A 23515-nucleotide genomic window follows, 5' to 3' on the forward strand; every position below is an offset into this window, starting at 1 on the left:
ACGCAATGGAAATGAATCAGTATTTAGAAGTATTTCTCGATGAAAGCAGAGAGCATTTGCAAGCGATTAATGACCACCTGCTCGTACTAGAAAAGAATCCCGAGGATTTAAGCATTGTTAATGAAATTTTCCGTTCCGCTCATACGTTGAAAGGAATGTCTGCCACGATGGGGTATCAGGATCTCTCTGATCTGACACATAAAATGGAAAACGTCCTGGACGCCGTTCGCAACGGAAACATTATCGTTGATGGTCCGGTCCTTGATGTCGTCTTCGATTCCGTTGATGATTTAGAAGCGATGGTCGTGGATATAGCAAATGGAGGAAATGGAGAGAGGGATGTGCAGAAAGTCGTTCGCATGCTTCAATCCATAGAGGAAGGCACTGCGGCTGGTCAGTTGGATGAAGCGGCTGCGACAACAGCCGATCCCCTGCCCGAGCAGGGTCTTCCAAAGGTTGATGAATATACCTCCGCCGTCCTTCGCCAAGCGGAGGAGCAGGGACATATTAATTATGAGGTTCGGGTTCGTTTAAGGGAGGACTGCCTGCTCAAGTCGGTCCGCGTGTTCATGATATTTGAAGTTCTCGAACAAATGGGGGAAGTGCTGCAAACGAATCCACCTGCAGAAGATTTGGAGAATGAAGCCTTCGAAGAACAGTTCACCGTCTTGCTGACGACAACAGAACCGGCGGAGGAAGTAAAGGAGAAAGTTCTTCAGGTTTCGGAAGTGGAGCAAGTGGACGTTTCTCCTTATGAGCTTCCTGAACAAAAGGCGCAGGAGATAAAAGAAGTACGAAAAGAAGAGACGAAGGAAGAGTTAGAATCAGAGAAGAAGCAGATTGGAAATAAAACGATACGAATCAATATCGACCGACTGGATGCATTAATGAATTTGTTTGAAGAACTTGTCATCGATCGTGGGCGGCTGGAACAAATTTCTAATGAAATGAAGCATGACGAGCTTCAGGAAACGGTAGAGCGGATGGTCCGGATCTCCGGTGATCTGCAGAGCATCATTTTAAATATGCGTATGGTGCCTGTTGAACAGGTGTTTAATCGCTTTCCAAGAATGGTTCGTCAACTTTCAAGGGATCTCTATAAAGAGATCCATCTCTCCATACTTGGAGCAGAAACGGAGCTGGATCGAACCGTCATTGACGAAATCGGTGATCCGCTTGTCCACCTTATTCGTAATGCGCTTGATCATGGGATTGAAAGTCCGGAAATCCGCACAGCGCAAGGGAAGCCCCCGGCAGGAAGTTTGGAGCTCAAGGCTTACCACAGCGGAAACCATGTGTTCATCGAAATTACGGATGACGGTGCCGGAATAAATAGGGATAAGGTAATTGAAAAAGCTGTTGGTAACCGGATAATCACACGGGAACAAGCGGAAACCATGACGGATTCGGAAGTGTTCGAGTTGATCATGGCAAGCGGCTTCTCCACTGCTGATACTATTTCTGATGTATCCGGCAGAGGAGTCGGCCTTGATGTCGTAAAGAATACGATTGAATCTCTGGGGGGAGCCATCACGATTGAGAGTGTCTCCGGAGAAGGGAGCAGATTCTCTATTCAGCTTCCTCTGACACTTTCCATTATTTCCGTCATGCTTGTGGAAGTCCAGGAAGAGAAGTACGCAATTCCGCTTTCTTCTATAATAGAAACCGCGATTGTCAAGAAGGAAGACATCCTCCATGCCCACAATAAGAAGGTCATCGACTTCCGCGGGCGGGTCGTTCCACTTGTTTTCTTAAAAGACATCCTTCATGTACCGGAATCGCTGGAAGAAAAGGAGCATTATTCCGTTGTTATCGTTCGAAAAGGAGAAAAAATGGCAGCTCTCGTTGTCAATACGTTCATTGGACAGCAGGAAGTCGTGCTGAAATCACTCGGAGAGTACCTCTCCGGTGTATTCGCCATCTCGGGGGCTACAATACTTGGGGATGGACAGGTAGCGCTCATTCTGGACAGCAATGCACTAATTAAATAGGAGGGATAGAAATGACGGAACAAAGCCGATCCATTAAGAAAGTCATCGTCTTTCAAATCAATAATGAAGAATATACGGTCCCGGTTGATCAAGTAGGTTCTATAGAAAGAATGATGCCGATCACCCGTGTTCCGGGGACAAGTGCATTTGTTAAAGGTGTCTTAAATCTGAGAGGAGTAGTCACTCCTGTCATTGACCTTAGAGAACGATTCGGCCTGCCGTTCAAAGAAGCTGATGAGAGAACGAGGATTATCACGGTAACGGTGGGAGAGCTGAATGTCGGGTTGATTGTGGATGCAGCGAATGATGTGCTTGACCTGGACGAAACGGATGTCGAACCACCGCCTGAGATTGTCGGTACCGTAGAGGCGGAATATATACAGGGTGTTGCTAAACAGGAACACAGGCTTCTCATTTTGTTGAATTTGGAGAAAATCCTCTCAGAAGAAGAAGCGAAGAGCTTACAAAAGGCTGGAAATTAATGGAGGATAGCTTCAGCTATACTAAGGCACACATAGACGTGTGGAGGGAGATAGGGACGATCGGCGCCGGACATGCTGCGACGGCCCTTTCCCGTCTTCTGGGCAGAGGCTTTGACATGCATGTTCCCGATGTCCATGCTGCTGGTTTCGATGAGGTGCTGAAACTTGCTGGAGGGAGCGAAGAAGAAGTGGTAGGAGTCTGCCTGCAAATCCACGGCGACGCCTCTGGATATATGTTCTTTCTTTTCTCTCCTAAACAAGCCGCCATGTTCGCAGACCACTTGACTTTTGCGGCCGGGCAGTCATATAGAAACGATCCGACGCTGGCTGTATCTGCCGTCAAAGAACTTGGGAACATTTTGTCCGGCTCGTATTTAGCAGCATTGAACCAAATGACAGCACTCACGATGTACCCGTCCATTCCTTCTTTATCCAAGGATATGGCAGGTGCCGTCCTCAGTGAAGGGCTGGTTCGAATTGCCGTTGACAGGGACACTGCTCTGGTTATAGAGACGGTTCTGGTGGACCGCGAGAAAGCGGAATCGATGAAAGGGCACATTTTCTTCTTTCCGGATCCTGTATCCTATGACCGTATTTTTAAGTCGTTGGGAATTCAAGCGGATGGGTGAGATAGGGATGCTCATACGTGTAGGGATAGGGGAGATGGCTGGTGTGAAAGCTCCGGACACGATTCGTACGTCGGGACTTGGTTCTTGTGTCGGAATCGTCCTTTACGAAGAGAGGTCAAAGTTCGCGGCCATGGGTCATATCATGCTGCCGGATTCGACGGTTTCAAGGAATGCGCGGAACCGGGCCAAGTATGCAGATACAGCTGTAGAAGATCTCTGCCGACTAATAAAAGAGCAGCGTGTTCCCCTACATAAGGTTAAAGCGAAAATTGCCGGTGGGTCACAAATGTTTCAGTTCGGGGAGGCAAATGACACGATGCGGATTGGGCCGAGGAACGTCAAAGCGGTACGTCAGTGTCTCGCAAAGGTTCATATTCCGATTGTCGCAGCAGACGTTGGGGGATCAAAAGGAAGAACAATTGAATTCGATCCTTCCACCAATGCCCTTAAGATACGAACGGTCGGGGCGGGGGAACGGATTATATAATGGGACAACGATCCAATAAACAAGCGGGGAGGATGAAAATGGCCAGCTGTTTATCTCCTCAGGAACAACAGTGGTGGGAACTTTGGACGAAGAAGCAGGACGTAGATGCTGTCAACCACTTAGTCGAGCGATATGATTATCTTGTAAATTACCACGTACAAAGGATATCTGCCCACCTTCCAAAAAGCGTGAGCAAAGATGATGTCCGCAGCCTGGGCATGTTCGGTCTCTACGATGCGTTGAAGAAGTTCGATCCGACAAGAGATTTGAAATTCGATACCTATGCATCTTTCAGAATCAGGGGCTCCATTATGGACGGTCTCAGAAAAGAGGACTGGCTCCCAAGATCTGTCCGGGACAAAGCTAAGAAGGTGGAACAGACGACAGAAAGGCTGGAGCAGAAACTGCAGCGTCCTCCTACCTCATGGGAGGTGGCTGCAGAGCTTGAGGTCACGCAGGCAGAAGTGGAAGAGATCGTGAAAGACTCTCTTTATGCGAACGTCCTGTCTATGGAAGAAAAACCGAAAGACGGCAGGGAAGATCATAAAGAAGGAATCGGCTACTCCATCCCTGATGAACAGACCCGGACACCACAGGACTCCATTGTACGAAAAGAAAACTTCCAGGAGCTTGCAAAAGAAATACGGCAGTTGAATGAAAAGGAGCAGCTGGTAATCAGTTTGTTTTACCATGAAGAACTGACGTTGACGGAAATTGGTCATGTGTTGGAGCTGACCACGTCCAGAATCTCGCAAATTCATGCGAAAGCAATATATAAACTGCGTCATTCCCTACGGGAGATGATAGAAGCATGACGGAATATCAACAGAATTGACAGGTGATTAGATGACAGGATTTCTATTATCCATAAGCTTCCTGATCGACGGGGTGCTGCTTTATGCTATTTTCATACTGATGAAGCGAGTCAAACAGGCAGGGGAACTGGAAGAGCAGAAGCAAGAGACCGCTTCTGAAATAGACGACCTGTTTACTTCCTATTTAGCAGAGCTGAAAGATGAGAATGAGCGTTTGATGGCATGGGTGGCAAATACTCCGGAACAAAAGCCGGTTACATACACCGATGAGCACCAAGCGAAAGCATCTATTCGGGAGAGTGCTCCGGTTTATACTCCCCCCGTCCCTGTAGAAGGAACAGAAGTTATTTATGAGCGTTCCCTGCAGTCGCAGGTGATCGACATGATGCAGAGCGGCCTTACCATTGAAGAAACAGCCCGGAAATTAGATAGAGGAAAGACAGAAGTGGAGCTGTTGTACAAATGGAGCCAAAAAACTAGCGAAAAAACTTGAACGTCCTCCGCTCTTGTGGTATATTTACTGACGGTGTCAATACACACGCCTTTGGATCCTCCGGTGAGGTTGCTCTTCACAAGAAGAGTTCACTAGAGGAAATGATAGAGGCGGAGGATACTAAAAAAACCTAACAGGAGGAACTAACATGTCAGTAATTTCTATGAAACAGCTGCTAGAAGCTGGTGTTCACTTCGGACACCAAACCCGTCGCTGGAACCCGAAAATGAAGAAATACATCTTCACGGAGCGTAACGGGATTTACATCATCGACCTTCAGAAAACTGTGAAGAAGGTAGACGAGGCATTCAACTACGTGAAAGAGGTCGCTGCTGACGGCGGTAACATTCTTTTCGTAGGTACGAAAAAACAAGCGCAGGACACTGTCCGCGACGAAGCTACTCGTTGTGGCATGTACTACATCAACCAACGTTGGTTGGGTGGAACGCTTACTAACTTCGAAACAATCCGCAAACGTATCTATCGTTTGAAAGATATTGAGCGTATGGAAGAAGACGGTACGTTCGACGTACTTCCTAAAAAAGAAGTTGTCGACATGCTTAAAGAGAAAGATCGTCTTGTTAAATTCCTAGGCGGAATTAAAGAAATGAAGAGCCTTCCGGATGCAATGTTTGTCATTGACCCTCGTAAAGAGCGCATCGCAATCGCTGAAGCTCATAAATTGAATATCCCGGTTGTAGGTATCGTTGATACTAACTGTGACCCAGACGAAATCGATTATGTCATCCCAGCAAACGATGACGCAATCCGTGCCGTTAAATTGTTGACTTCCAAGATGGCAGACGCTGTTCTTGAAGCGAAACAAGGGGAAGAAACAGAAACAACGGAAGAAACAGAAGCTGCAGTAGAAGCTGCTCAAGAGTAAAAAAGGGTCAAAAAGGTGATAAGGGGACGTACCTTTATCACCTTTTTTAAAGAGACTTTCTTTAATATTCCGCCTCTCATCCTTGACCAGGACAGAGAAGCGGCTTCGATTTGTATATTAACAAGGAGGCTTTAACAATGGCTGTAAATGCAAAAATGGTAAAAGAACTTCGTGAAAAAACTGGCGCAGGTATGATGGACTGTAAAAAAGCGCTGACAGAAACTGATGGTGACATGGACAAAGCGATCGAGTGGCTTCGTGAGAAAGGTATCTCCAAAGCTGCTAAGAAAGCAGATCGTATCGCTGCAGAAGGTTCTGCTGCAATTGAAATCCAAGGGAACACGGCTGTTCTTTTCGAAGTGAACTGTGAAACAGACTTCGTAACAAAGAACGACCAGTTCAAAGAGCTTTTGAAAGAACTTGGTCAACACCTGGTTAACCAAAAGCCGGCTACTGTAGAAGAAGCGCTTGAACAGAAACTTCACGGTGATGGAGAAGTTCTTAGCAGCTACATTACAGACCGCGTAGCGAAAATCGGTGAAAAGCTTTCCCTTCGCCGTTTCGTAATCAAAGAAAAAACAGATAACGATGCGTTTGGTGCTTACCTTCACATGGGTGGGAACATCGGTGTCCTTACCGTCCTTGAAGGTTCTACAGACGAAGCGGCAGCTAAAGACGTTGCGATGCACGTAGCGGCTGTAAGTCCTCGTTATGTATCCCGTGATGAAATCCCTGCCGAAGAAGCAGACAAAGAGCGCGAAGTTCTTAAGACTCAGGCGCTTAACGAAGGCAAACCTGCCAACATCGTTGAGAAAATGGTAGAAGGACGCATCAACAAGTTCTTCGAAGAGATCTGCCTGCTCGACCAAAGCTTTGTTAAAGATCCTGACCAGAAAGTGAAACAGTTCGTCGCTTCTACAGGCGGACAAATCACTGGTTTCGATCGTTTCGAAGTAGGAGAAGGTATGGAGAAACGTGAAGAAAACTTTGCTGATGAGGTAATGAGCCAAGTTAAAAAATAAGGATAGTGAAGAGTAGGGGACACTGTCGGTGTTCCCTATTTTCAAACATGCTACATAGTGGCAGATGTGCAAGCAAACAGGAATAGCAAAATTCACGGGAGGTTACTATGACTACAGCTCGTTATCGTCGTATCGTATTAAAATTAAGTGGAGAAGCTTTGAGTGGTAAGGCAGGATTCGGATTGGAGCCGAGCATCATCAAGTCTGTCTCTAGACAAGTGAAAGAAGTAGCGGAACTGGGAGTAGAAGTTGCTGTCGTCGTCGGAGGCGGAAACATCTGGCGCGGAAAAGTCGGTGCAGAAATGGGCATGGATCGTGCGAATGCCGACTATATGGGAATGCTCGCAACGGTTATGAACTCTCTTGCACTGCAGGACAGCCTGGAAAACCTCGGTATTCCGACCCGTGTTCAGACATCTATTGAAATGAGACAGGTAGCCGAGCCATATATTCGCAGAAAAGCGATCCGCCACCTGGAGAAAAAGCGTGTCGTCATTTTCGCTGCGGGTACAGGTAATCCGTATTTCTCTACGGATACGACAGCGGCCTTGAGAGCTGCTGAGATTGAAGCCGACGTCATTCTTATGGCGAAGAATAATGTTGACGGTGTTTACACAGATGATCCAAAACTGAATGAAGATGCTGTCAAGTACGACCAGCTCTCTTACATGGACGTCCTTAACGAAGGGCTAGGAGTCATGGATTCCACTGCATCTTCCCTATGTATGGACAACGATATCGATTTATTGGTATTCTCTATTACAGAAGACGGTAATATCAAAAAGGCCGTAATGGGCGAAAATATTGGAACGATCGTGAGGGGGAAATAATCATGTCTGAAGCCGTGATTAATGAGACAAAACAACAAATGGAGCAGGCGGTACAAGCTTTTTCTCGCCAGTTGGCGACAGTTCGTGCCGGACGCGCCAATCCATCTATCCTTGACAATGTGTATGTGGACTACTACGGAGCTGCGACGCCGTTGAACCAGCTTGCACAAGTATCCGCACCAGAGCCTCGTCTACTTGTCATTACACCATATGATAAGACTGCGATTGCTGAAATTGAGAAAGCAATCCAGAAAGCGGATCTTGGGTTGTCTCCATCCAGTGACGGAAATGTTGTCAGAATTAACATTCCTGCACTGACAGAAGAGCGTCGTAAGGACCTTGCCAAAGTAGTAGGCAAGTACTCGGAAGAATCGAAAGTACAAATTCGTAATATCCGCCGTGATTCCAACGACAAACTGAAGAAACTTGAAAAAGACGGCGAACTCACAGAAGATGATCTTCGATCTTATCAGGAAGATGTCCAAAAGGTAACGGATCAGCACATCGTCAAAATCGATGAGTTGGCCAAAACGAAAGAAGAAGAGATCATGGAAGTTTGATCTTCTTCCTGAACTCATATGCCTTGAGGTGTATAAGCCGCGCTGTAGATGTTTGGCAGCGCGGCTTTCATTTTGTTTCCATCATATAGAACGACATATCGTCGAAATATAGTATATAATAGAAAGATGGAAGAAACGGACTGGAGGATTCAACATGCCAATCAAGTTTCCATTTGCCAAAAGAAAAAAACAACCGAAATCCCAGCCGCTCGGGCTCGATTACGATCATATTCCGGAGCACGTGGCAATCATCATGGATGGAAACGGCCGTTGGGCGAAGAACCGTGGAATGCCGCGAATTGCCGGGCATAAGGAAGGTATGGGAGTAGTGAAACGGATCGTGCGTTATGCGTCCGATATCGGCGTGAAGGTTCTCACTCTGTATGCATTTTCAACTGAAAATTGGAAACGCCCGAAAAAAGAGGTCGATTTCCTGATGAAGCTTCCTGTTGATTTCTTAAATACATATTTGCCTGAACTGATCGAGAGAAATGTCCGGGTCCAGACCATCGGAGATTTTGATGTCCTGCCACCTCATACGAGAAAGGCAGTCAAAGAAGCGATGGAAAAAACAAAGAACAACGACGGACTTATTCTTAACTTTGCACTCAACTACGGCAGCCGCTTTGAAATGGTGCAGGCAGTCAGGCAGATTTCTTCCAAAGTCCAGTCAGGTGAACTGTCCCGGAAGATATTAATGAAGAGGTTTTCAGTAAGGAGCTTTATACTTCCGACTTGATTGAACCGGACCTCCTGATCCGTACAAGCGGGGAACAGAGGCTTAGTAATTTTCTGCTTTGGCAGCTCGCCTATGCAGAATTTTGGTTTACTGAAGTATATTGGCCTGATTTCAATGAGAGCCATTTTGAGAAAGCTCTCTATGATTTTCAAAATCGTAAACGTCGTTACGGCGGAGTATAAGGTGTGATTAATCTTTATGAAGCAAAGAACCATTACAGCAGTAGTTGCCGCATTGATCTTTATTCCGATCATCATGCTCGGAGGATGGCCGTTCCAGGCGTTCGTGTACATCATTGCGAGTATCGCTTTGCTGGAACTCATACGTATGAAAAAAATCGCTAGATATTCAGTCGCTGCAGGACTTGGTCTCCTGCTTATGTGGGCGCTTATGTTTCCTTATGAAGTGTTTGACGGTATTGTGGCGGATGAGGATTTAATTACGAAGTCCGAAATAACTCTTCTGGCCGTTTTAGTGTTGTTGAGCTACACGGTACTCGTCAAGAACCGCTTCACTTTCGATGATGCCGGATTTCTCCTGCTGTCCGCCATTTACATCGGAATGGGATTTAATTATTTGATCGAAACACAACAGGCGGGACTTGAATATGTGTTTTTCTCCTTGTTTGTTGTTTGGGCGACGGATACAGGTGCTTATCTGTTCGGCCGTTCATTTGGAAAGCACAAGCTCTGGCCGCAGATCAGTCCGAAGAAGACAATTGAAGGATCGATCGGGGGAATCGTACTTGCCTGCATCGTAGCCGTCCTGTTTCAGTGGGTCTATCCACTTGATCATTCTTTGATCGTCATCCTGCTTGTCACGATATTGGTTTCTATTGCAGGACAGATCGGTGATCTGGTCGAATCTGCATTTAAAAGACATTATGCCGTTAAAGATTCCGGGAAAATCCTCCCTGGACATGGAGGCGTGCTTGATCGATTCGACAGTTTAATCTTTATTCTGCCGATCCTCCATTTAATTAATTTCATTACGGTCTAAAGGGGGAGTATGAGAGATGAAACAAATAGCACTGCTCGGGGCGACAGGGTCCATTGGTATTCAAACCCTCGATGTCATCCGACTGCATCCCGACGAGTTCCGTCTGTACGCAATGGCGTTCGGAAGGAATATTGAAAAAGCTTTGCCGCTCATCAAGGAATTCCAGCCTGAAATGATAGTCGTTCAGGATGAAGAGACCAAAGACAAGCTGGAGAAAGAAATAGAAGGTATTTCTGTCCTTTCTGGATCCAAGGGTTTAATTGAAGCCGGTGTAGCCGATGCTGTGGATGTAGTAGTCAATGCCGTCATGGGAAGTGTTGGACTTCCGGCGACGTTGAAAGCCATTCAGGCTCAGAAAGTAATTGCGATTGCCAACAAAGAGACTTTGGTAACAGCCGGTCATTTAGTAATGGCAGAAGCAGAGAAGTACGGCGTTGAACTTCTCCCGGTAGACAGTGAGCACTCTGCCATATACCAGTCCCTGAACGGGGAGAATCCAAAAGATATAAATAAACTGATCATCACCGCTTCCGGTGGGAGCTTCCGGGACCGGACACGTGAAGAATTAAAAGGGGTAACAGTGGAAGACGCCCTCAAGCATCCGAATTGGAGTATGGGAGCTAAAATCACTATTGATTCTGCATCCATGATGAATAAGGGGCTTGAAGTGATCGAAGCACACTGGCTTTTCGGTGTACCTTATGAACAGATTCATGTTATTCTTCATAGAGAAAGCGTCATCCATTCCATGGTGGAATACTCCGATCGAAGCGTGATTGCCCAGCTCGGAACACCGGATATGAAAGTGCCGATCCAGTATGCATTAACATATCCGGAACGGAAAGAGCTTCCGATTACGAAGCCGTTAAACCTTGAAGAGATAGCTGCGCTTCATTTTGAAAAAATGGACTTTGAACGTTTTCCTTGTTTGAAAATGGCGTATGAAGCAGGAGCTTCGGGTGGTTCGATGCCGACGGTGCTTAACGCAGCAAATGAAGAAGCGGTGCAGCTTTTCCTGGAAGGCAAAATATCCTTCCTCGATATTGAGAAATACATTGCACAAGCATTGGAAAACCACACAAGGATTCATAACCCGGACTTGTCTACCATAATTTCTATAGATGAGGAAACGAGAAAGAGCGTCCGTTCTTTTCTTGTATAACGGTTTTAATGGGAAAGGTGTTCGCCTTTCCTGGCTGCTGCAGATTGGAGCCGTAAAGCGGACGAGTCTGCTCGATAACAATGCCATAAAAGAAGGAAGGTGCTTCATTTGACTACCGTGATTGCATTTATACTCATGTTCGGGCTTTTGGTTTTCGTTCATGAGTGGGGGCATCTTATTTTCGCTAAGCGTGCAGGGATGCTCGCCCGTGAATTTGCGATCGGTTTCGGACCCAAGATCTTCGCCTTCACTCGAAACGAAACACTATACACCATTCGGCTGCTGCCGGTCGGTGGGTACGTTCGGGTAGCAGGGGAGGATCCCGAAATTGTTGAATTGAAAGCCGGTCACCATATCGGTCTTGAATTCAACCAGGAAGGAAAAGTGAATCGGATCATCGTTAACAACAAGTCGAAGCATCCACATGCGAGAGTCATCGAAGTGGAAAAAGCAGATCTCGATCATAACCTTCTGATTGAAGGGTATGAAATCGATGAGGACGAGAAACTTTTCTTTGAAGTCGATCCGAAGGCGATGTTCGTCATGGATGAGAAGGAAACGCAGATTGCTCCATACGATCGTCAATTCGCATCCAAAACAGTGCCGCAGAGAGCGATGCAGCTATTCGCCGGTCCTTTAATGAACTTTGTACTAGCCATTATTTTGTTCCTGATCCTTGGATTTGCTCAGGGTGTGCCGTCTGATGAAGCGAAGCTTGGTACCATACAGGACAATTCGCCTGCAGACCAGGCGGGGTTAATGGCTGGTGATCGAGTGACTGCTGTCGACGGACAGTCTGTCGACACGTGGGAAGAATTCACGACGATCATCCGCGAACATCCGGATGAACAAGTTGCACTTACGCTTCAGAGAAATGACCAAACGCAGGAAGTGAATGTTACTCCTGCTGCGGTAGAGGCGCAGGATATTACCATCGGTCAAGTCGGCGTTTCAAGGGCATTTGAGGATTCTTTCGCTAAGAAGCTGACGTTCGGATTCACGCAGACCTACGAGTGGTCCACGCTTATCTTTACGAATCTCGGAAAGCTTGTAACAGGCCAGTTCTCGCTTGATATGCTCTCCGGACCTGTCGGCATTTATGATGCCACCGACCAGGTCGTCCAGACAGGTTTCACGAATTTCGTCATGTGGACGGCGATCCTTAGTATCAATCTGGGGATTGTCAATCTGCTGCCGCTTCCGGCACTGGATGGCGGACGTTTGTTGTTCGTTGGATTAGAAGGAATCCGAGGAAAGCCGATCGATCCTCAAAAAGAGGGTATGGTCCATTTCATCGGTTTCGCACTATTGTTCCTGCTGATGCTTGTCGTCACCTGGAACGACATTCAACGTTTATTTTTATAGAAAATATGGCTGGAAGCCTTCAGGTACAGGTTGATTCCTAGGCTTCTAGCTTCTTTTATTAATCAAGAACTGAGGTGTCACTATGAGACAAAGTCAAATGTTAATTCCAACGTTGAAAGAAAACCCGGCTGATGCGGATATTAAGAGCCACCAGCTGCTCGTCCGGGCAGGTTACATACGCCAGATTGCATCTGGAATTTACAGTTTCCTACCAATCGGCAAACGTGTATTGAACAAAGTAGAAGCTATCGTACGTGAAGAAATGGAGAAAATCGGTGCTCACGAAATGGCGATGCCCGCTCTTGAGCCGTCTGAATTGTGGAAAGAAAGTGGTCGTTGGACAACCTTCGGGTCTGAGCTGATGCGAATGCATGACCGAAACGGCCGTGAATTTGCGCTGGGTGCCACACACGAGGAAGTAATCACAAGCCTTGTCCGTGATGAGGTGAAAAGTTACAAGCAGCTGCCGCTGACCGTCTTCCAAATTCAAAACAAATTCCGTGATGAAGCACGTCCTCGATTCGGACTGCTTCGCGGCCGTGAATTCTTGATGAAGGATGCTTACTCGTTTAATGAATCGTACGAAAGCCTTGATGAAACGTATGACAAAATGTTTCAGGCTTACTCTAATATTTTCAGCCGTTTAGGCTTGAACTTCCGAGCGGTCATTGCTGACTCTGGAGCAATGGGAGGGAAGGACACCCATGAATTCATGGTGCTGTCGGAAGTAGGGGAAGACGTGATCGCTTATTCCGATACGTCCCGTTATGCAGCGAACATCGAAATGGCACCGGTCGTGACTAAATACGAGAAGTCCAAGGAAGCCTCCAAAGAAATGGAGAAAGTCGAAACACCAGGTAAGAAAACGATGAAGGAAGTCGCGGACTTCCTTGGTCATGATCTCGATAAGGGTATGAAAGCGATCCTTTTCCAAGTGGACGAAGCGTTTGTGATGGTTATTACACGCGGCGATCACGAAGTCAACGATGTAAAGTTGAAAAATCTGTATGACGCCGGTGTCGTAGAACTAGCATCGAAAGAAGATACAAAGCGGCTCCTTGGAACGGGTTTCGGTTCTCTTGGACCGGTTAATGTGCCGGAAGACGTGGATGTTGTAGCAGACTTTGCCGTGGAAGCACTTGTTAATGCTTCTTGTGGGGCAAATGAGGAAGGGTATCATTACACAAACGCAACGCCCGGTGTAGATTTCCAAGTGAAGCAGTATGCAGATCTTCGCTTCATTCAAGAAGGGGATCCTTCCCCGGACGGTGAGGGTTCCATTAAGTTCGCGCGGGGAATCGAGGTTGGTCACGTGTTCAAGCTGGGCGAATTCTACTCGGAACGCATGAACGCGACATTCTTAAATGATCAGGGGAAAGCGAAAACAATGATCATGGGATCATACGGAATCGGTGTCTCCCGGACAGTAGCTGCCATTGTGGAACAATATCATGATGAGCGCGGCATCACTTGGCCGGCCAATATCGCTCCTTACAAAGTTCATCTTTTATCCATGAATCCGAAGAAGCAGGAGCAGAAGGATTTGGCAGAAGAAATTTACGGGATGCTGCTTGAAGCGGGCATCGAGGTCCTATATGATGATCGTAAAGAACGTGCCGGAGTCAAGTTCGCAGACAGTGACCTGTTCGGCGTCCCGCTCAGGATAACGGTAGGAAAGCGTGCTCCTGAAGCAGTGGTTGAACTGAAAGAGCGTGCAACCGGAGAACAGAAGGACTTGGAAACAAATGAAATCATCGACTATGTGAAAAACTGGTATCAGGCATAAGAATCGAATGGAGAACACATACCCTTGCTGCGAGAAACTTTAGCAAGGGTATTTCCATGATGACCTGTGTTCTGTGGAAGAGGAGGAACCCTTATGAGCGTATCCAATCAGGAGAAAATGCACTATCTGCTGGAACAGATCCAATTTCCTCATGATTTGATTGAGCCTCATTTCAAAGACAGCCGTCTCGAAAAAGTGGTCGTTTATCGGGAAAGGAAGGTATGGCACTTTCATTTTCAACTGCCTAAACCGCTGCCGCCGTCTGTCTATGAATTGTTTACGTCCAAACTTACGAGCGCGTTCCGCGCCATTGCAGAGGTTTCCTGGACGATGGAAACGACAGAAAAAGAATTGACACCATCAGACGTTTTGGAATATTGGCAGGCGTTCATCCGTACTCTGAAGAATTTGACGCCTGGTTACAAAGACTTACTTATGGAACAACAGCCTGAGGTTAACGGAAATAAGATTATGTTAACTTGCAGAAATCTTGCAGAAAGCCACGCGGTCCAAAAGAATCTCGAAGAACCGCTGAAGCAGTTCTGTTCCGTCACAGGGCTTCCGCCATATATGCTGTCGACACGTGTGAAAGAGGAGAAGGAACAAATCAAGAAGTTCCAGGAAGAGCGGCAGAAAGAAGACAAAATTCTTGTGCAGCAAGCGGTTAAAGAACAGGAAGAACGCGCAAAAGAGAAGGATGATACAAAACCGAAAGGGCCGCTTGAAATCGGGTATAAGATTCAGGATGATATTGTGATGATGTCGGACATTCTGGAAGAAGAGAGAAAGCTTGCTGTACAGGGGTACGTGTTTGATGTAGAAGTAAAGGAACTTCGCTCAGGTCGACACCTGCTTCTATTGAAAGTTACGGACTACAGTGATTCCTTCTCCATTAAGATGTTCTCCCGCGGCGATGATCATGCAGAAATGTTCAAGCATGTGGAAAAAGGCATGTGGGTAAAGGCCCGGGGAAGTATCCAGACCGATAATTTCACGAATGAATTGACGATGATGGCTAATGACATCAATGAAGTGAAACCAAATCTCCGCAGAGACGAAGCACCAGAAGGGGAGAAACGGATTGAATTGCATGCGCACACGACGATGAGTGCGATGGACGCTCCTGTTGCTCCGTCCCGTCTCGTCAAACAGGCGGCAGATTGGGGGCATGATGCGGTAGCCATTACGGATCACGCCGTCGTCCAAGCCTACCCGGATGCCTACGCAGCCGGCCAGAAGAACGGCATAAAAATCCTTTACGGTGTGGAGGCGAATCTCGTTGATGACGGGGTGCCCATTGCTTATGAAGCCCAGGACAGGGAGCTCGAAGACGATGTCTATGTCGTTTTTGACGTAGAGACTACCGGACTGTCTGCCGTATATGATCAGATTATTGAGCTTGCAGGAGTGAAAGTGAAGGGCGGAGAGATCATCGATCGCTTTGAGTCCTTTGCAAACCCTCATCACCCGCTGTCTCAAACGACAATCGATTTAACTGGTATTACGGACGATATGGTAAGGGATGCGCCGGAGATCGGGGACGTCCTGAAGGATTTCCATGAGTGGATGGCAGACGATATTCTCGTCGCCCACAACGCAAGTTTCGATATGGGATTCCTAAATGCAGGGTTCAAGCGTATTGATTATGGAAAAGCAAAGAACCCGGTTATCGATACGCTTGAACTTGCCCGTTTTCTTGTTCCAGAACTTAAGAACCACCGTTTAAATACGTTGTGTAAGAAATTTGATATTGAACTTACTCAGCACCACCGTGCGATTTATGATGCCGAAGCGACCGGTTATCTTTTGTGGAAATTGTTAAAACGTGCGTTTGAAAGAGGAATTACCAACCATAAGAACTTAAACGATTATATGGGGGAAGGGAAAGCTTATCAACGTTCCCGGCCTTTTCATTGTACGCTTCTAGCTCAAAACAGTACTGGTCTTAAGAATATTTACAGGCTCGTATCAGAAGCACATGTTAACTATTTTTACCGTGTACCGCGCATCCCCCGTTCTCTATTGTCTAAATATAGAGAGGGGATTTTGATCGGCTCCGGCTGTGATAAAGGGGAGGTGTTTGAAACGATCATGCAGAAGTCGGAGGAAGAGGCAGAGAAGGTTGCCGAATTCTACGACTACATTGAAATCCAGCCTCCAGGAAACTACAATCACCTGATTGAGAAAGATCTCGTTCAGACAGAAGCGCAGGTGCTGGATATTCTTAAGCGTCTCGTCGCTATGGGAGAAAGACTTGGAAAAACGGTCGTCGCTACAGGGAATACCCACTACCTGGAGCCGCATGAAAAGCAGTACCGGCAGATTCTCGTCTCCTCCCAGAACGGAAATCCTTTGAACCGCCAAACTCTTCCTGAAGTCCATTTCAAGACAACCAACGAGATGATAGAAGAATTGTCGTTTCTAGGTAAGGATAAAGCGAAGGAACTGGTCGTCGACAACACCCATAAAGTATCCGGGATGATCGAAGATGTGAAACCCGTAAAAGATGACCTGTACACCCCGAATATCGAAGGGGCGGAGCAGGAAATCAGGGAGATGTCTTATAATAAAGCCCGCAGCATTTACGGCGAACAGATACCGGACCTGATTGTTAAGCGTCTGGAAAAAGAACTCGACAGTATTATCGGTAACGGTTTTGCGGTCATTTATTTGATTTCCCAGAAGCTTGTAACGAAATCGCTTGAGGACGGTTATCTAGTGGGATCTCGTGGTTCCGTCGGTTCTTCCTTTGTTGCTACGATGACCGATATTACAGAGGTGAACCCACTCCCGCCTCACTATGTTTGTCCATCCTGTCAATACAATGAATTCTTCACAGATGGTTCTGTGGGGAGTGGATTCGATCTTCCGGAGAAAGAGTGCCCGGAATGTGGTACATCCCTTAAAAAAGACGGTCAGGACATCCCGTTTGAAACGTTCCTTGGTTTCAAAGGGGACAAGGTTCCGGATATTGACTTGAACTTCTCTGGGGAATATCAGCCCCATGCCCACAACTACACGAAAGAGTTGTTTGGCGAGGATAGTGTGTACCGGGCGGGTACGATTGGTACGATTGCGGAGAAGACGGCCTATGGGTACGTGAAAGGCTATGCTGGAGACCATCAGCTTCAATATAAAAATGCAGAGATAGACAGGCTCGTCCAGGGTTGTACAGGTGTCAAAAGGACAAGCGGACAGCACCCCGGCGGGATCATCGTTGTTCCGGATGATATGGAAATTTATGATTTCTCTCCGATCCAGTATCCGGCGGATGATACGAAATCCGAGTGGAGAACGACCCACTTTGACTTCCACTCCATCCACGACAACTTGCTGAAGCTTGATATTCTCGGGCACGATGATCCGACGGTTATCCGCATGCTTCAGGACTTAAGTGGAATCAATCAGAAGGAAATACCTGTCGACGATCCGGAAGTGATGAAGATTTTCAGCGGACCGGAAGCACTTGGTGTAACAGCAGAACAGATCATGTGTAAGACAGGGACGCTGGGAGTACCGGAATTTGGTACACGCTTCGTCCGGCAGATGCTTGAAGATACGAAACCGAAGACGTTTGCCGAGCTAGTTATTATATCAGGTCTGTCCCACGGGACGGATGTATGGCTTGGAAATGCGGAACAGTTGATTAATGACGGTATTTGTACATTGCCGGAAGTTATCGGGTGCCGGGACGATATCATGGTTTATTTGATGCACAAGGGTCTCGATCCATCTCTTGCTTTTAAAATCATGGAGTTTGTCCGTAAAGGACGGGGGCTTCAGGATGAGTGGATCGAAGAGATGAAGAAACACGGGGTGCCGGACTGGTATATCGACTCCTGTAAAAAGATCAAATACATGTTCCCTAAAGCCCACGCAGCAGCTTATGTCCTGATGGCGGTCCGAATCGCTTACTTCAAGGTTCATTATCCCATTTACTTCTATGCTGCTTACTTTACAGTTAGAGCAAGCGACTTCGAATTGGAAACGATGATGAAAGGAGCGGACGCTATCCGCTCGAGAATCCAGGAGATACAAGGGAAGGGCCTTGACGCAACGCCGAAGGAGAAGAGCTTATTGACTGTTCTTGAGCTTTCCCTTGAGATGGCGGAACGTGGGTATGGGTTTAAGAATGTGGACCTTTACCAATCGAGCGCTACAGACTTTCTAGTAGAAGGAGATTATCTGATCCCGCCATTCAACGCTGTGGACGGACTTGGAACGAATGCCGCGATCAATATTGTAAATGCAAGGAAAGAAGGCGAATTCTTATCCAAACAGGATTTAAGGGAACGCAGCCGTATCTCTAAGACCGTTCTCGAATACTTGGATAACTTTGGCTGTTTGGAAGGGATGCCGGAAGAAAACCAGCTTTCTCTATTCTAATCTTCCTGCTTTGTGAGAGCCCGTGTCATTTTCTTCATGTGTTGCATAAATGAAGCATGTATGATATATTTCTAATGGTGAGAAGAGCGATACGAACGGCGGAAGAGTGGGGAAACCCACTCTTTCGTCATATTCCAGGCTCTTGCTTGTGGTTAAACTTCGATGCATCAGGGGCTTGGATGCCCACGAGACGAACCGCTATGATTTATGTCATAGCGGTTTCTCGTGACATTTTACGTATATGCCTGAACCTGCGTAATGCTTTTTAGTCAACTTAGATAAACGGCTATGAAATCTGCAAATCCATGCAATACTAATAGAAGCAAAGCATTGCAATTGAAGGAGGGAAGAACATGAGTAATCATGTCACATCCGTCACTGAACGTCTCGTTCAGCCTATATTGGATGAAATGAATTTGGAGCTTGTCGACGTGGAATACAAGAAAGAAGGACAGAACTGGTATCTGCGAGTCTTCATTGATAAAGAAGGCGGCATCGACATAGAAGAATGCGGACAAGTATCTGAACAGCTGAGTGAGAAATTGGACGAAGAAGATCCAATTGAAATTCCTTACTTTCTAGAAGTCGCATCACCAGGTGCAGAGCGACCGTTGAAAACGGAAGCCGACTTTAAGAAGTACGTCGGGGAATATGTCTATATGAAACTATACGAACCGATTGATGGAGAGAAAGAATTTGAAGGGACACTTACAGCCTTTGAGGATGGGGTCGCTTCCGTCGAAATCACCATCAAGACGAGAAAGAAACAGTTGGACGTACCATTTGCTAAAATTGCAAAAGCAAATCTGGCTGTCACGTTTAATTAAGGGGGAGAAAACCGTTGAGTAGTGAACTATTTGATGCCATGGATTATCTAGAGAAGGAAAAAGGCATCGACAAAAACCTGTTGCTTGAAGCTTTGGAAGCAGCTTTGATCTCTGCATATAAGAAAAATTTCAATTCTGCAACGAACGTACGTGTGGATATTAATGAGCAGGAAAGTGCCATGAAGGTGCTTGCTCGTAAAGAAATTGTGGAAGAGGTTATGGATCCACAACAGGAGATTTCCTTGGAAGAAGCAAAAGGCATCGATCCTAACTATGAGCTGGAAGATGTCATAGAGCTTGAAGTAACGCCCATGGATTTCGGTCGAATCGCAGCACAGGCTGCGAAGCAGGTGGTAACACAGCGCGTACGGGAAGCAGAACGAGGTATTATTTACGGAGAGTACGTCGATCGCGAAGAAGACGTCATGACAGGTATCATTCAGCGTAAAGACCCGCGTTTCGTTTATGTCAACTTAGGCAAGATCGAAGCCCGTCTCCCTGAGGGAGAGCAGATGCCTACCGAAACTTACGAAGTGCATGACCGCCTCAAGGTGTTCGTCACGAAAGTAGAGAACAGCAACAAGGGTCCTCATATTTATGTGTCAAGAACACACCCAGGACTGCTTAAGCGCCTGTTCGAAATGGAAGTGCCGGAGATCTATGATGGTACGGTCGAAGTTAAATCCGTAGCGCGTGAAGCAGGTGACCGCTCGAAGATCTCCGTTTATGCAGAAGATCAGGAAATCGATCCGGTCGGTTCTTGTGTCGGTCAGCGTGGACAGCGTGTACAGGCAATCGTCAATGAGCTGAAGGGTGAAAAGATCGACATCGTGCAGTGGTCCGAAGATCCTGTAGAATACGTATCCAACGCTCTCAGTCCATCTAAGGTTATCGAAGTCCTCGTAAATGAAGAGGATAAAGCAACGACCGTTATCGTTCCGGATTATCAACTTTCCCTGGCAATCGGTAAGCGCGGGCAGAACGCACGCCTGGCAGCCAAGTTGACAGGATGGAAAATTGATATTAAGAGTGAGAGTGAAGCGCTTGAACAGGGAATCCTGACTAAAGCTTCCTCTGAAGGTGAAGACGCATCTGACCTTGACGAAGATTTGTTTGAAGAATAAGGAGGGGTGGTACGATGACCCATTCCAAGAAACAACCCATGAGAAAGTGCGTCGTGACACAGGAAATGGTGCCGAAACAACAGTTGATCCGGATTGTCCGCAATAAAGAGGGAGAAATTTTTGTTGATGATACCGGTAAGAAGAACGGCCGAGGCGCCTATTTAACGAAAGATCTCGACGTCATAGCAAAGGCGGAAAAGGGCCAGGTGCTCAACCGCCATCTGAAAGCAGATGTCGATGCCGGCATTTATCAACAACTTAAAGATATAGTGCAGGCAGAACGAGCATGAACAAGCCATATTTGAACTTGCTCGGCATGGCCATGAGAGCCGGTAAATGTACGCTTGGCGAGGAATCCATCGTCCGTGATATCCAGAAAAGACGGGCGAAACTGGTTCTCATTGCAGAAGACATCGGCCCGCAAACGAAAAAGAAGCTCACAGACAAGTGCAGCTTTTATGAAATACCTTGTTATACCGTGGACGATCGCCAAACATTGTCCCAGGCCATCGGAAAGACAGGGAGAGTCGCGATCGCAGTTCTAGAGAAAGGATTCGCTGAGAAATTGCAATCGCTGCTCGATGAATCCATTCGGGGGTGAAAGATTTATGAGTAAAATTCGCGTATACGAATATGCAAAGAAAAATGAACTATCAAGCAAGCAGGTAATTGAGAAACTGCAGAATCTAAATATAGAAGTGAACAACCATATGTCCACATTAGAAGATGGAGCTGCAGAAAAGCTGGATAAGGCTTTCGGCAAAGGGCAGAAAGCTAACAGCTCTAAAGGAAACGCTCCGAAGAACAACAGCAAGAAGCCGAATAATAACAACAAAAACCAGCGTAACAAAGGTCAAAAGCCGGCGCCACAGCAGCAGAGGAAGCCTAAGAAACAGATGCCTGAGAAGATTACGTTCGCAGGCAGCCTGACTGTAGGGGAACTTGCTGATAAACTGAACAAAGATTCTTCTGAAATCATCAAAAAACTTATGTTCCTTGGCGTCATGGCTACGAAAAACCAGGAATTGGACGCGGATACAATTGAGCTTATCTGTACAGAATTTGATGTCGAAGTGGAAGAAGAAATCATCGTTGATGAAACAGATATCGAGAACATGACGTTTGACGATGCACCGGAAGACTTGAAAGAGCGCCCGGCGGTTGTAACGATCATGGGTCACGTTGACCACGGTAAAACGACGCTTCTGGATCAGATTCGTAATACGAAGGTAACCGAAGGCGAAGCCGGAGGAATCACGCAGCACATCGGTGCTTACCAAATTGAAGAAAACGATAAGAAAATTACGTTCCTTGATACCCCTGGTCACGCTGCGTTTACAAGTATGCGTTCCCGCGGTGCACAGGTAACAGACATTGCGATTCTCGTCGTTGCAGCTGATGATGGAGTTATGCCTCAAACAAAAGAAGCAATCAGCCATGCGAAAGCGGCGGAAGTACCAATCATCGTAGCTGTGAACAAGATGGACAAAGAAGGTGCTAATCCTGAGCGCGTGATGCAGGAATTGATGGAATATGAACTCATCGCCGAAGATTTCGGTGGAGAGACGATCTTTGTGAAGATGTCTGCCGTTAAAGGTGAAGGAATCGATGATCTCCTGGAAATGATCGTACTTGTTTCCGAGATGGAAGAATTAAAAGCAAACCCTGAACGTCCGGCATATGGTACTGTAATTGAAGCGGAACTTGACAAAGGCCGTGGGCCGGTTGCGACCCTTCTTGTACAGAACGGTACCCTTAACGTAAGTGACTCTATCGTTGTAGGTAATACGTGGGGACGTGTACGTGCCATGGTCAACGATATCGGACGCCGCGTTAAAGTTGCTGGTCCATCGACACCTGTTGAAATTACCGGTTTGAACAACGTACCGCAGGCCGGCGACCGCTTCCTGGTCTTTGACGATGAGAAGAAAGCCCGCTCCGTAGGGGAAGCTCGTGCACAAAGACAGCTGGAGGAAAATCGTTCCGCTACAGCTAAAGTCAGCCTTGATGATTTGTTTGAACAGATCAAGCAGGGAGATGTCAAAGAAATCAATTTGATCGTCAAAGGGGACGTGCAAGGTTCTGTCGAAGCACTTGCAGGTTCCTTGGAGAAGATCGAAGTGGAAGGCGTCAAAGTTAAGATCATTCACACAGGTGTAGGTGCGATTACAGAGTCCGATGTGACACTTGCATCCGCATCCAATGCCATCATTATTGGTTTCAATGTCCGTCCAGACGGGAATGCTAGAAAAGCAGCGGAGTCCGAGGATGTAGAAATCCGTCTGCACAATATCATTTACAAAGTGATGGAAGAAATTGAATCAGCGATGAAAGGTATGCTTGATCCGGAGTACGAAGAAAAAATTATCGGTCAGGTGGAAGTTCGTGAAATCTTCAAAGTGTCTAAAATCGGTACAATCGCCGGTTCTTATGTCACAGATGGTAAGATTACACGCCATTCCGGTATCCGCGTCATCCGTGACGGTGTCGTCATTTATGAAGGTGAAATCGATGCATTGAAACGTTTTAAAGATGATGCAAAAGAAGTAGCCCAAGGATATGAGTGTGGAATTACGGTCAAGAATTTCAACGACATTAAAGTCGGAGACATTATTGAACCATACGAAATGCAGGAAATTGAGCGCGCATGATTATAAGCGCAGAAGTGGATGCTTTTATCTATGATGCGCAGTCCTTGAAAGAGAAGCGTGCCGTATTGAAGAGGATTCAGACGAGGCTTCATAATGAGTTTAACATCGCTGTCAGTGAACTGGAGTTCCAGGATCTCTGGCAGCGGACCCGCCTCGGTCTTGTTACGATTGCGAGCAGTAAGAAGGTCGCAGAACAGACGATGCAGCAGGCTCTCTCTTTCATTGATTCATTCCCAGAGATCGAACGTACAGAGACGAATCTGGAATGGCTTTGATGTTTG

Annotated in this window: 21 protein-coding genes and 1 pseudogene; all 22 read left to right on the forward strand. The window is 46.7% G+C overall.

The genetic code is table 11. The annotated features are described in order from the left end of the window. Positions 1-5: 5 nt before the first annotated feature. The 22 genes and pseudogenes from D479_RS17300 to D479_RS17405 all read left to right on the forward strand — a co-directional run bounded on the left by D479_RS17300 (position 6) and on the right by D479_RS17405 (position 23509). Positions 6-1991 carry a chemotaxis protein CheA gene (locus D479_RS17300; protein ID WP_008639583.1) on the forward strand — a complete coding sequence of 662 codons (1986 nt, stop codon included), beginning with the start codon at positions 6-8 and terminating at the stop codon, positions 1989-1991. 11 nt (positions 1992-2002) lie between these two features. After that, the gene (locus tag D479_RS17305) at positions 2003-2473 is read left to right on the forward strand and encodes a chemotaxis protein CheW (protein ID WP_008639584.1); all 471 of its coding nucleotides are present in this window, start codon (positions 2003-2005) and stop codon (positions 2471-2473) included. Then, positions 2473-3102, forward strand: a complete 630-nt coding sequence (locus D479_RS17310) for a chemotaxis protein CheC (RefSeq protein WP_008639586.1) — start codon at positions 2473-2475, stop codon at positions 3100-3102. The genes D479_RS17305 and D479_RS17310 overlap by 1 nt, the downstream gene beginning before the upstream one ends. Before the next feature lie 7 nt (positions 3103-3109). Next, positions 3110-3589, forward strand: coding sequence for a chemotaxis protein CheD (locus D479_RS17315; protein WP_236096549.1), 480 nt, complete (start codon positions 3110-3112; stop codon positions 3587-3589). A 38-nt stretch (positions 3590-3627) separates the two neighbouring features. After that, positions 3628-4404 (forward strand): FliA/WhiG family RNA polymerase sigma factor, encoded by a 777-nt coding sequence (locus tag D479_RS17320; protein ID WP_008639590.1) that lies wholly within the window; start codon positions 3628-3630, stop codon positions 4402-4404. Between the two features lie 31 nt (positions 4405-4435). Next, positions 4436-4897, forward strand: a complete 462-nt coding sequence (locus tag D479_RS17325) for a hypothetical protein (RefSeq protein ID WP_008639592.1) — start codon at positions 4436-4438, stop codon at positions 4895-4897. Between the two features lie 148 nt (positions 4898-5045). Continuing rightward, positions 5046-5783 carry a 30S ribosomal protein S2 gene (gene rpsB / locus D479_RS17330; protein ID WP_008639593.1) on the forward strand — a complete coding sequence of 246 codons (738 nt, stop codon included), beginning with the start codon at positions 5046-5048 and terminating at the stop codon, positions 5781-5783. Positions 5784-5920: 137 nt separating this feature from the next. After that, a complete protein-coding gene (gene tsf / locus D479_RS17335; RefSeq protein ID WP_008639595.1) occupies positions 5921-6805 on the forward strand; it encodes a translation elongation factor Ts in 885 nt (294 codons plus the stop codon). Positions 6806-6912: 107 nt separating this feature from the next. Further along, positions 6913-7635: a UMP kinase gene (gene pyrH / locus D479_RS17340; RefSeq protein ID WP_008639597.1), complete on the forward strand. Its 723-nt coding sequence runs from the start codon at positions 6913-6915 to the stop codon at positions 7633-7635. A gap of 2 nt (positions 7636-7637) precedes the next feature. Then, a complete protein-coding gene (gene frr / locus D479_RS17345; protein ID WP_008639599.1) occupies positions 7638-8195 on the forward strand; it encodes a ribosome recycling factor in 558 nt (185 codons plus the stop codon). A gap of 154 nt (positions 8196-8349) precedes the next feature. Beyond that, positions 8350-9116: pseudogene (locus tag D479_RS17350) on the forward strand (isoprenyl transferase). Between the two features lie 16 nt (positions 9117-9132). After that, a complete protein-coding gene (locus D479_RS17355; protein ID WP_008639604.1) occupies positions 9133-9933 on the forward strand; it encodes a phosphatidate cytidylyltransferase in 801 nt (266 codons plus the stop codon). 16 nt (positions 9934-9949) lie between these two features. Then, the gene (dxr, locus tag D479_RS17360) at positions 9950-11095 is read left to right on the forward strand and encodes a 1-deoxy-D-xylulose-5-phosphate reductoisomerase (RefSeq protein ID WP_008639606.1); all 1146 of its coding nucleotides are present in this window, start codon (positions 9950-9952) and stop codon (positions 11093-11095) included. A gap of 108 nt (positions 11096-11203) precedes the next feature. Beyond that, the gene (gene rseP, locus D479_RS17365) at positions 11204-12460 is read left to right on the forward strand and encodes an RIP metalloprotease RseP (RefSeq protein WP_008639608.1); all 1257 of its coding nucleotides are present in this window, start codon (positions 11204-11206) and stop codon (positions 12458-12460) included. Between the two features lie 82 nt (positions 12461-12542). Beyond that, on the forward strand, positions 12543-14246 hold the full coding sequence (locus D479_RS17370; RefSeq protein WP_008639610.1) for a proline--tRNA ligase: 1704 nt from the start codon (positions 12543-12545) through the stop codon (positions 14244-14246). Positions 14247-14339: 93 nt separating this feature from the next. Next, on the forward strand, positions 14340-18632 hold the full coding sequence (locus D479_RS17375; RefSeq protein ID WP_008639612.1) for a PolC-type DNA polymerase III: 4293 nt from the start codon (positions 14340-14342) through the stop codon (positions 18630-18632). Positions 18633-18985: 353 nt separating this feature from the next. Beyond that, on the forward strand, positions 18986-19459 hold the full coding sequence (rimP, locus tag D479_RS17380; protein ID WP_008639614.1) for a ribosome maturation factor RimP: 474 nt from the start codon (positions 18986-18988) through the stop codon (positions 19457-19459). 14 nt (positions 19460-19473) lie between these two features. Next, positions 19474-20583, forward strand: a complete 1110-nt coding sequence (gene nusA, locus D479_RS17385) for a transcription termination factor NusA (protein WP_008639616.1) — start codon at positions 19474-19476, stop codon at positions 20581-20583. Positions 20584-20597: 14 nt separating this feature from the next. Beyond that, the gene (locus tag D479_RS17390) at positions 20598-20873 is read left to right on the forward strand and encodes a YlxR family protein (protein WP_008639618.1); all 276 of its coding nucleotides are present in this window, start codon (positions 20598-20600) and stop codon (positions 20871-20873) included. Further along, positions 20870-21184, forward strand: coding sequence for a YlxQ family RNA-binding protein (locus D479_RS17395; RefSeq protein WP_008639620.1), 315 nt, complete (start codon positions 20870-20872; stop codon positions 21182-21184). Before D479_RS17390 ends, D479_RS17395 begins: the two co-directional genes overlap by 4 nt. Positions 21185-21191: 7 nt before the next feature. Beyond that, positions 21192-23234 carry a translation initiation factor IF-2 gene (gene infB / locus D479_RS17400; RefSeq protein ID WP_008639622.1) on the forward strand — a complete coding sequence of 681 codons (2043 nt, stop codon included), beginning with the start codon at positions 21192-21194 and terminating at the stop codon, positions 23232-23234. Further along, positions 23231-23509, forward strand: coding sequence for a DUF503 family protein (locus D479_RS17405; protein WP_008639623.1), 279 nt, complete (start codon positions 23231-23233; stop codon positions 23507-23509). The genes infB and D479_RS17405 overlap by 4 nt, the downstream gene beginning before the upstream one ends. The last annotated feature ends 6 nt before the right edge of the window (positions 23510-23515 follow it).

Origin of the sequence: Halobacillus sp. BAB-2008 (assembly GCF_000328325.1) — a bacterium.
Classification (GTDB): Bacteria; Bacillota; Bacilli; order Bacillales; family Halobacillaceae; genus Halobacillus.

Coding starts and splice junctions, on each gene's coding strand:
- D479_RS17390 (WP_008639618.1), top strand. CDS start 20,598: ATGACCCATTCCAAGAAACAACCCATGAGAAAGTGCGTCGTGACACAG.
- frr (WP_008639599.1), top strand. CDS start 7,638: ATGTCTGAAGCCGTGATTAATGAGACAAAACAACAAATGGAGCAGGCG.
- D479_RS17315 (WP_236096549.1), top strand. CDS start 3,110: ATGCTCATACGTGTAGGGATAGGGGAGATGGCTGGTGTGAAAGCTCCG.
- tsf (WP_008639595.1), top strand. CDS start 5,921: ATGGCTGTAAATGCAAAAATGGTAAAAGAACTTCGTGAAAAAACTGGC.
- D479_RS17395 (WP_008639620.1), top strand. CDS start 20,870: ATGAACAAGCCATATTTGAACTTGCTCGGCATGGCCATGAGAGCCGGT.
- D479_RS17375 (WP_008639612.1), top strand. CDS start 14,340: ATGAGCGTATCCAATCAGGAGAAAATGCACTATCTGCTGGAACAGATC.
- D479_RS17325 (WP_008639592.1), top strand. CDS start 4,436: ATGACAGGATTTCTATTATCCATAAGCTTCCTGATCGACGGGGTGCTG.
- D479_RS17300 (WP_008639583.1), top strand. CDS start 6: ATGGAAATGAATCAGTATTTAGAAGTATTTCTCGATGAAAGCAGAGAG.
- infB (WP_008639622.1), top strand. CDS start 21,192: ATGAGTAAAATTCGCGTATACGAATATGCAAAGAAAAATGAACTATCA.
- D479_RS17320 (WP_008639590.1), top strand. CDS start 3,628: ATGGCCAGCTGTTTATCTCCTCAGGAACAACAGTGGTGGGAACTTTGG.
- pyrH (WP_008639597.1), top strand. CDS start 6,913: ATGACTACAGCTCGTTATCGTCGTATCGTATTAAAATTAAGTGGAGAA.
- D479_RS17370 (WP_008639610.1), top strand. CDS start 12,543: ATGAGACAAAGTCAAATGTTAATTCCAACGTTGAAAGAAAACCCGGCT.
- rimP (WP_008639614.1), top strand. CDS start 18,986: ATGAGTAATCATGTCACATCCGTCACTGAACGTCTCGTTCAGCCTATA.
- D479_RS17310 (WP_008639586.1), top strand. CDS start 2,473: ATGGAGGATAGCTTCAGCTATACTAAGGCACACATAGACGTGTGGAGG.
- D479_RS17405 (WP_008639623.1), top strand. CDS start 23,231: ATGATTATAAGCGCAGAAGTGGATGCTTTTATCTATGATGCGCAGTCC.
- D479_RS17305 (WP_008639584.1), top strand. CDS start 2,003: ATGACGGAACAAAGCCGATCCATTAAGAAAGTCATCGTCTTTCAAATC.
- dxr (WP_008639606.1), top strand. CDS start 9,950: ATGAAACAAATAGCACTGCTCGGGGCGACAGGGTCCATTGGTATTCAA.
- rpsB (WP_008639593.1), top strand. CDS start 5,046: ATGTCAGTAATTTCTATGAAACAGCTGCTAGAAGCTGGTGTTCACTTC.
- D479_RS17355 (WP_008639604.1), top strand. CDS start 9,133: ATGAAGCAAAGAACCATTACAGCAGTAGTTGCCGCATTGATCTTTATT.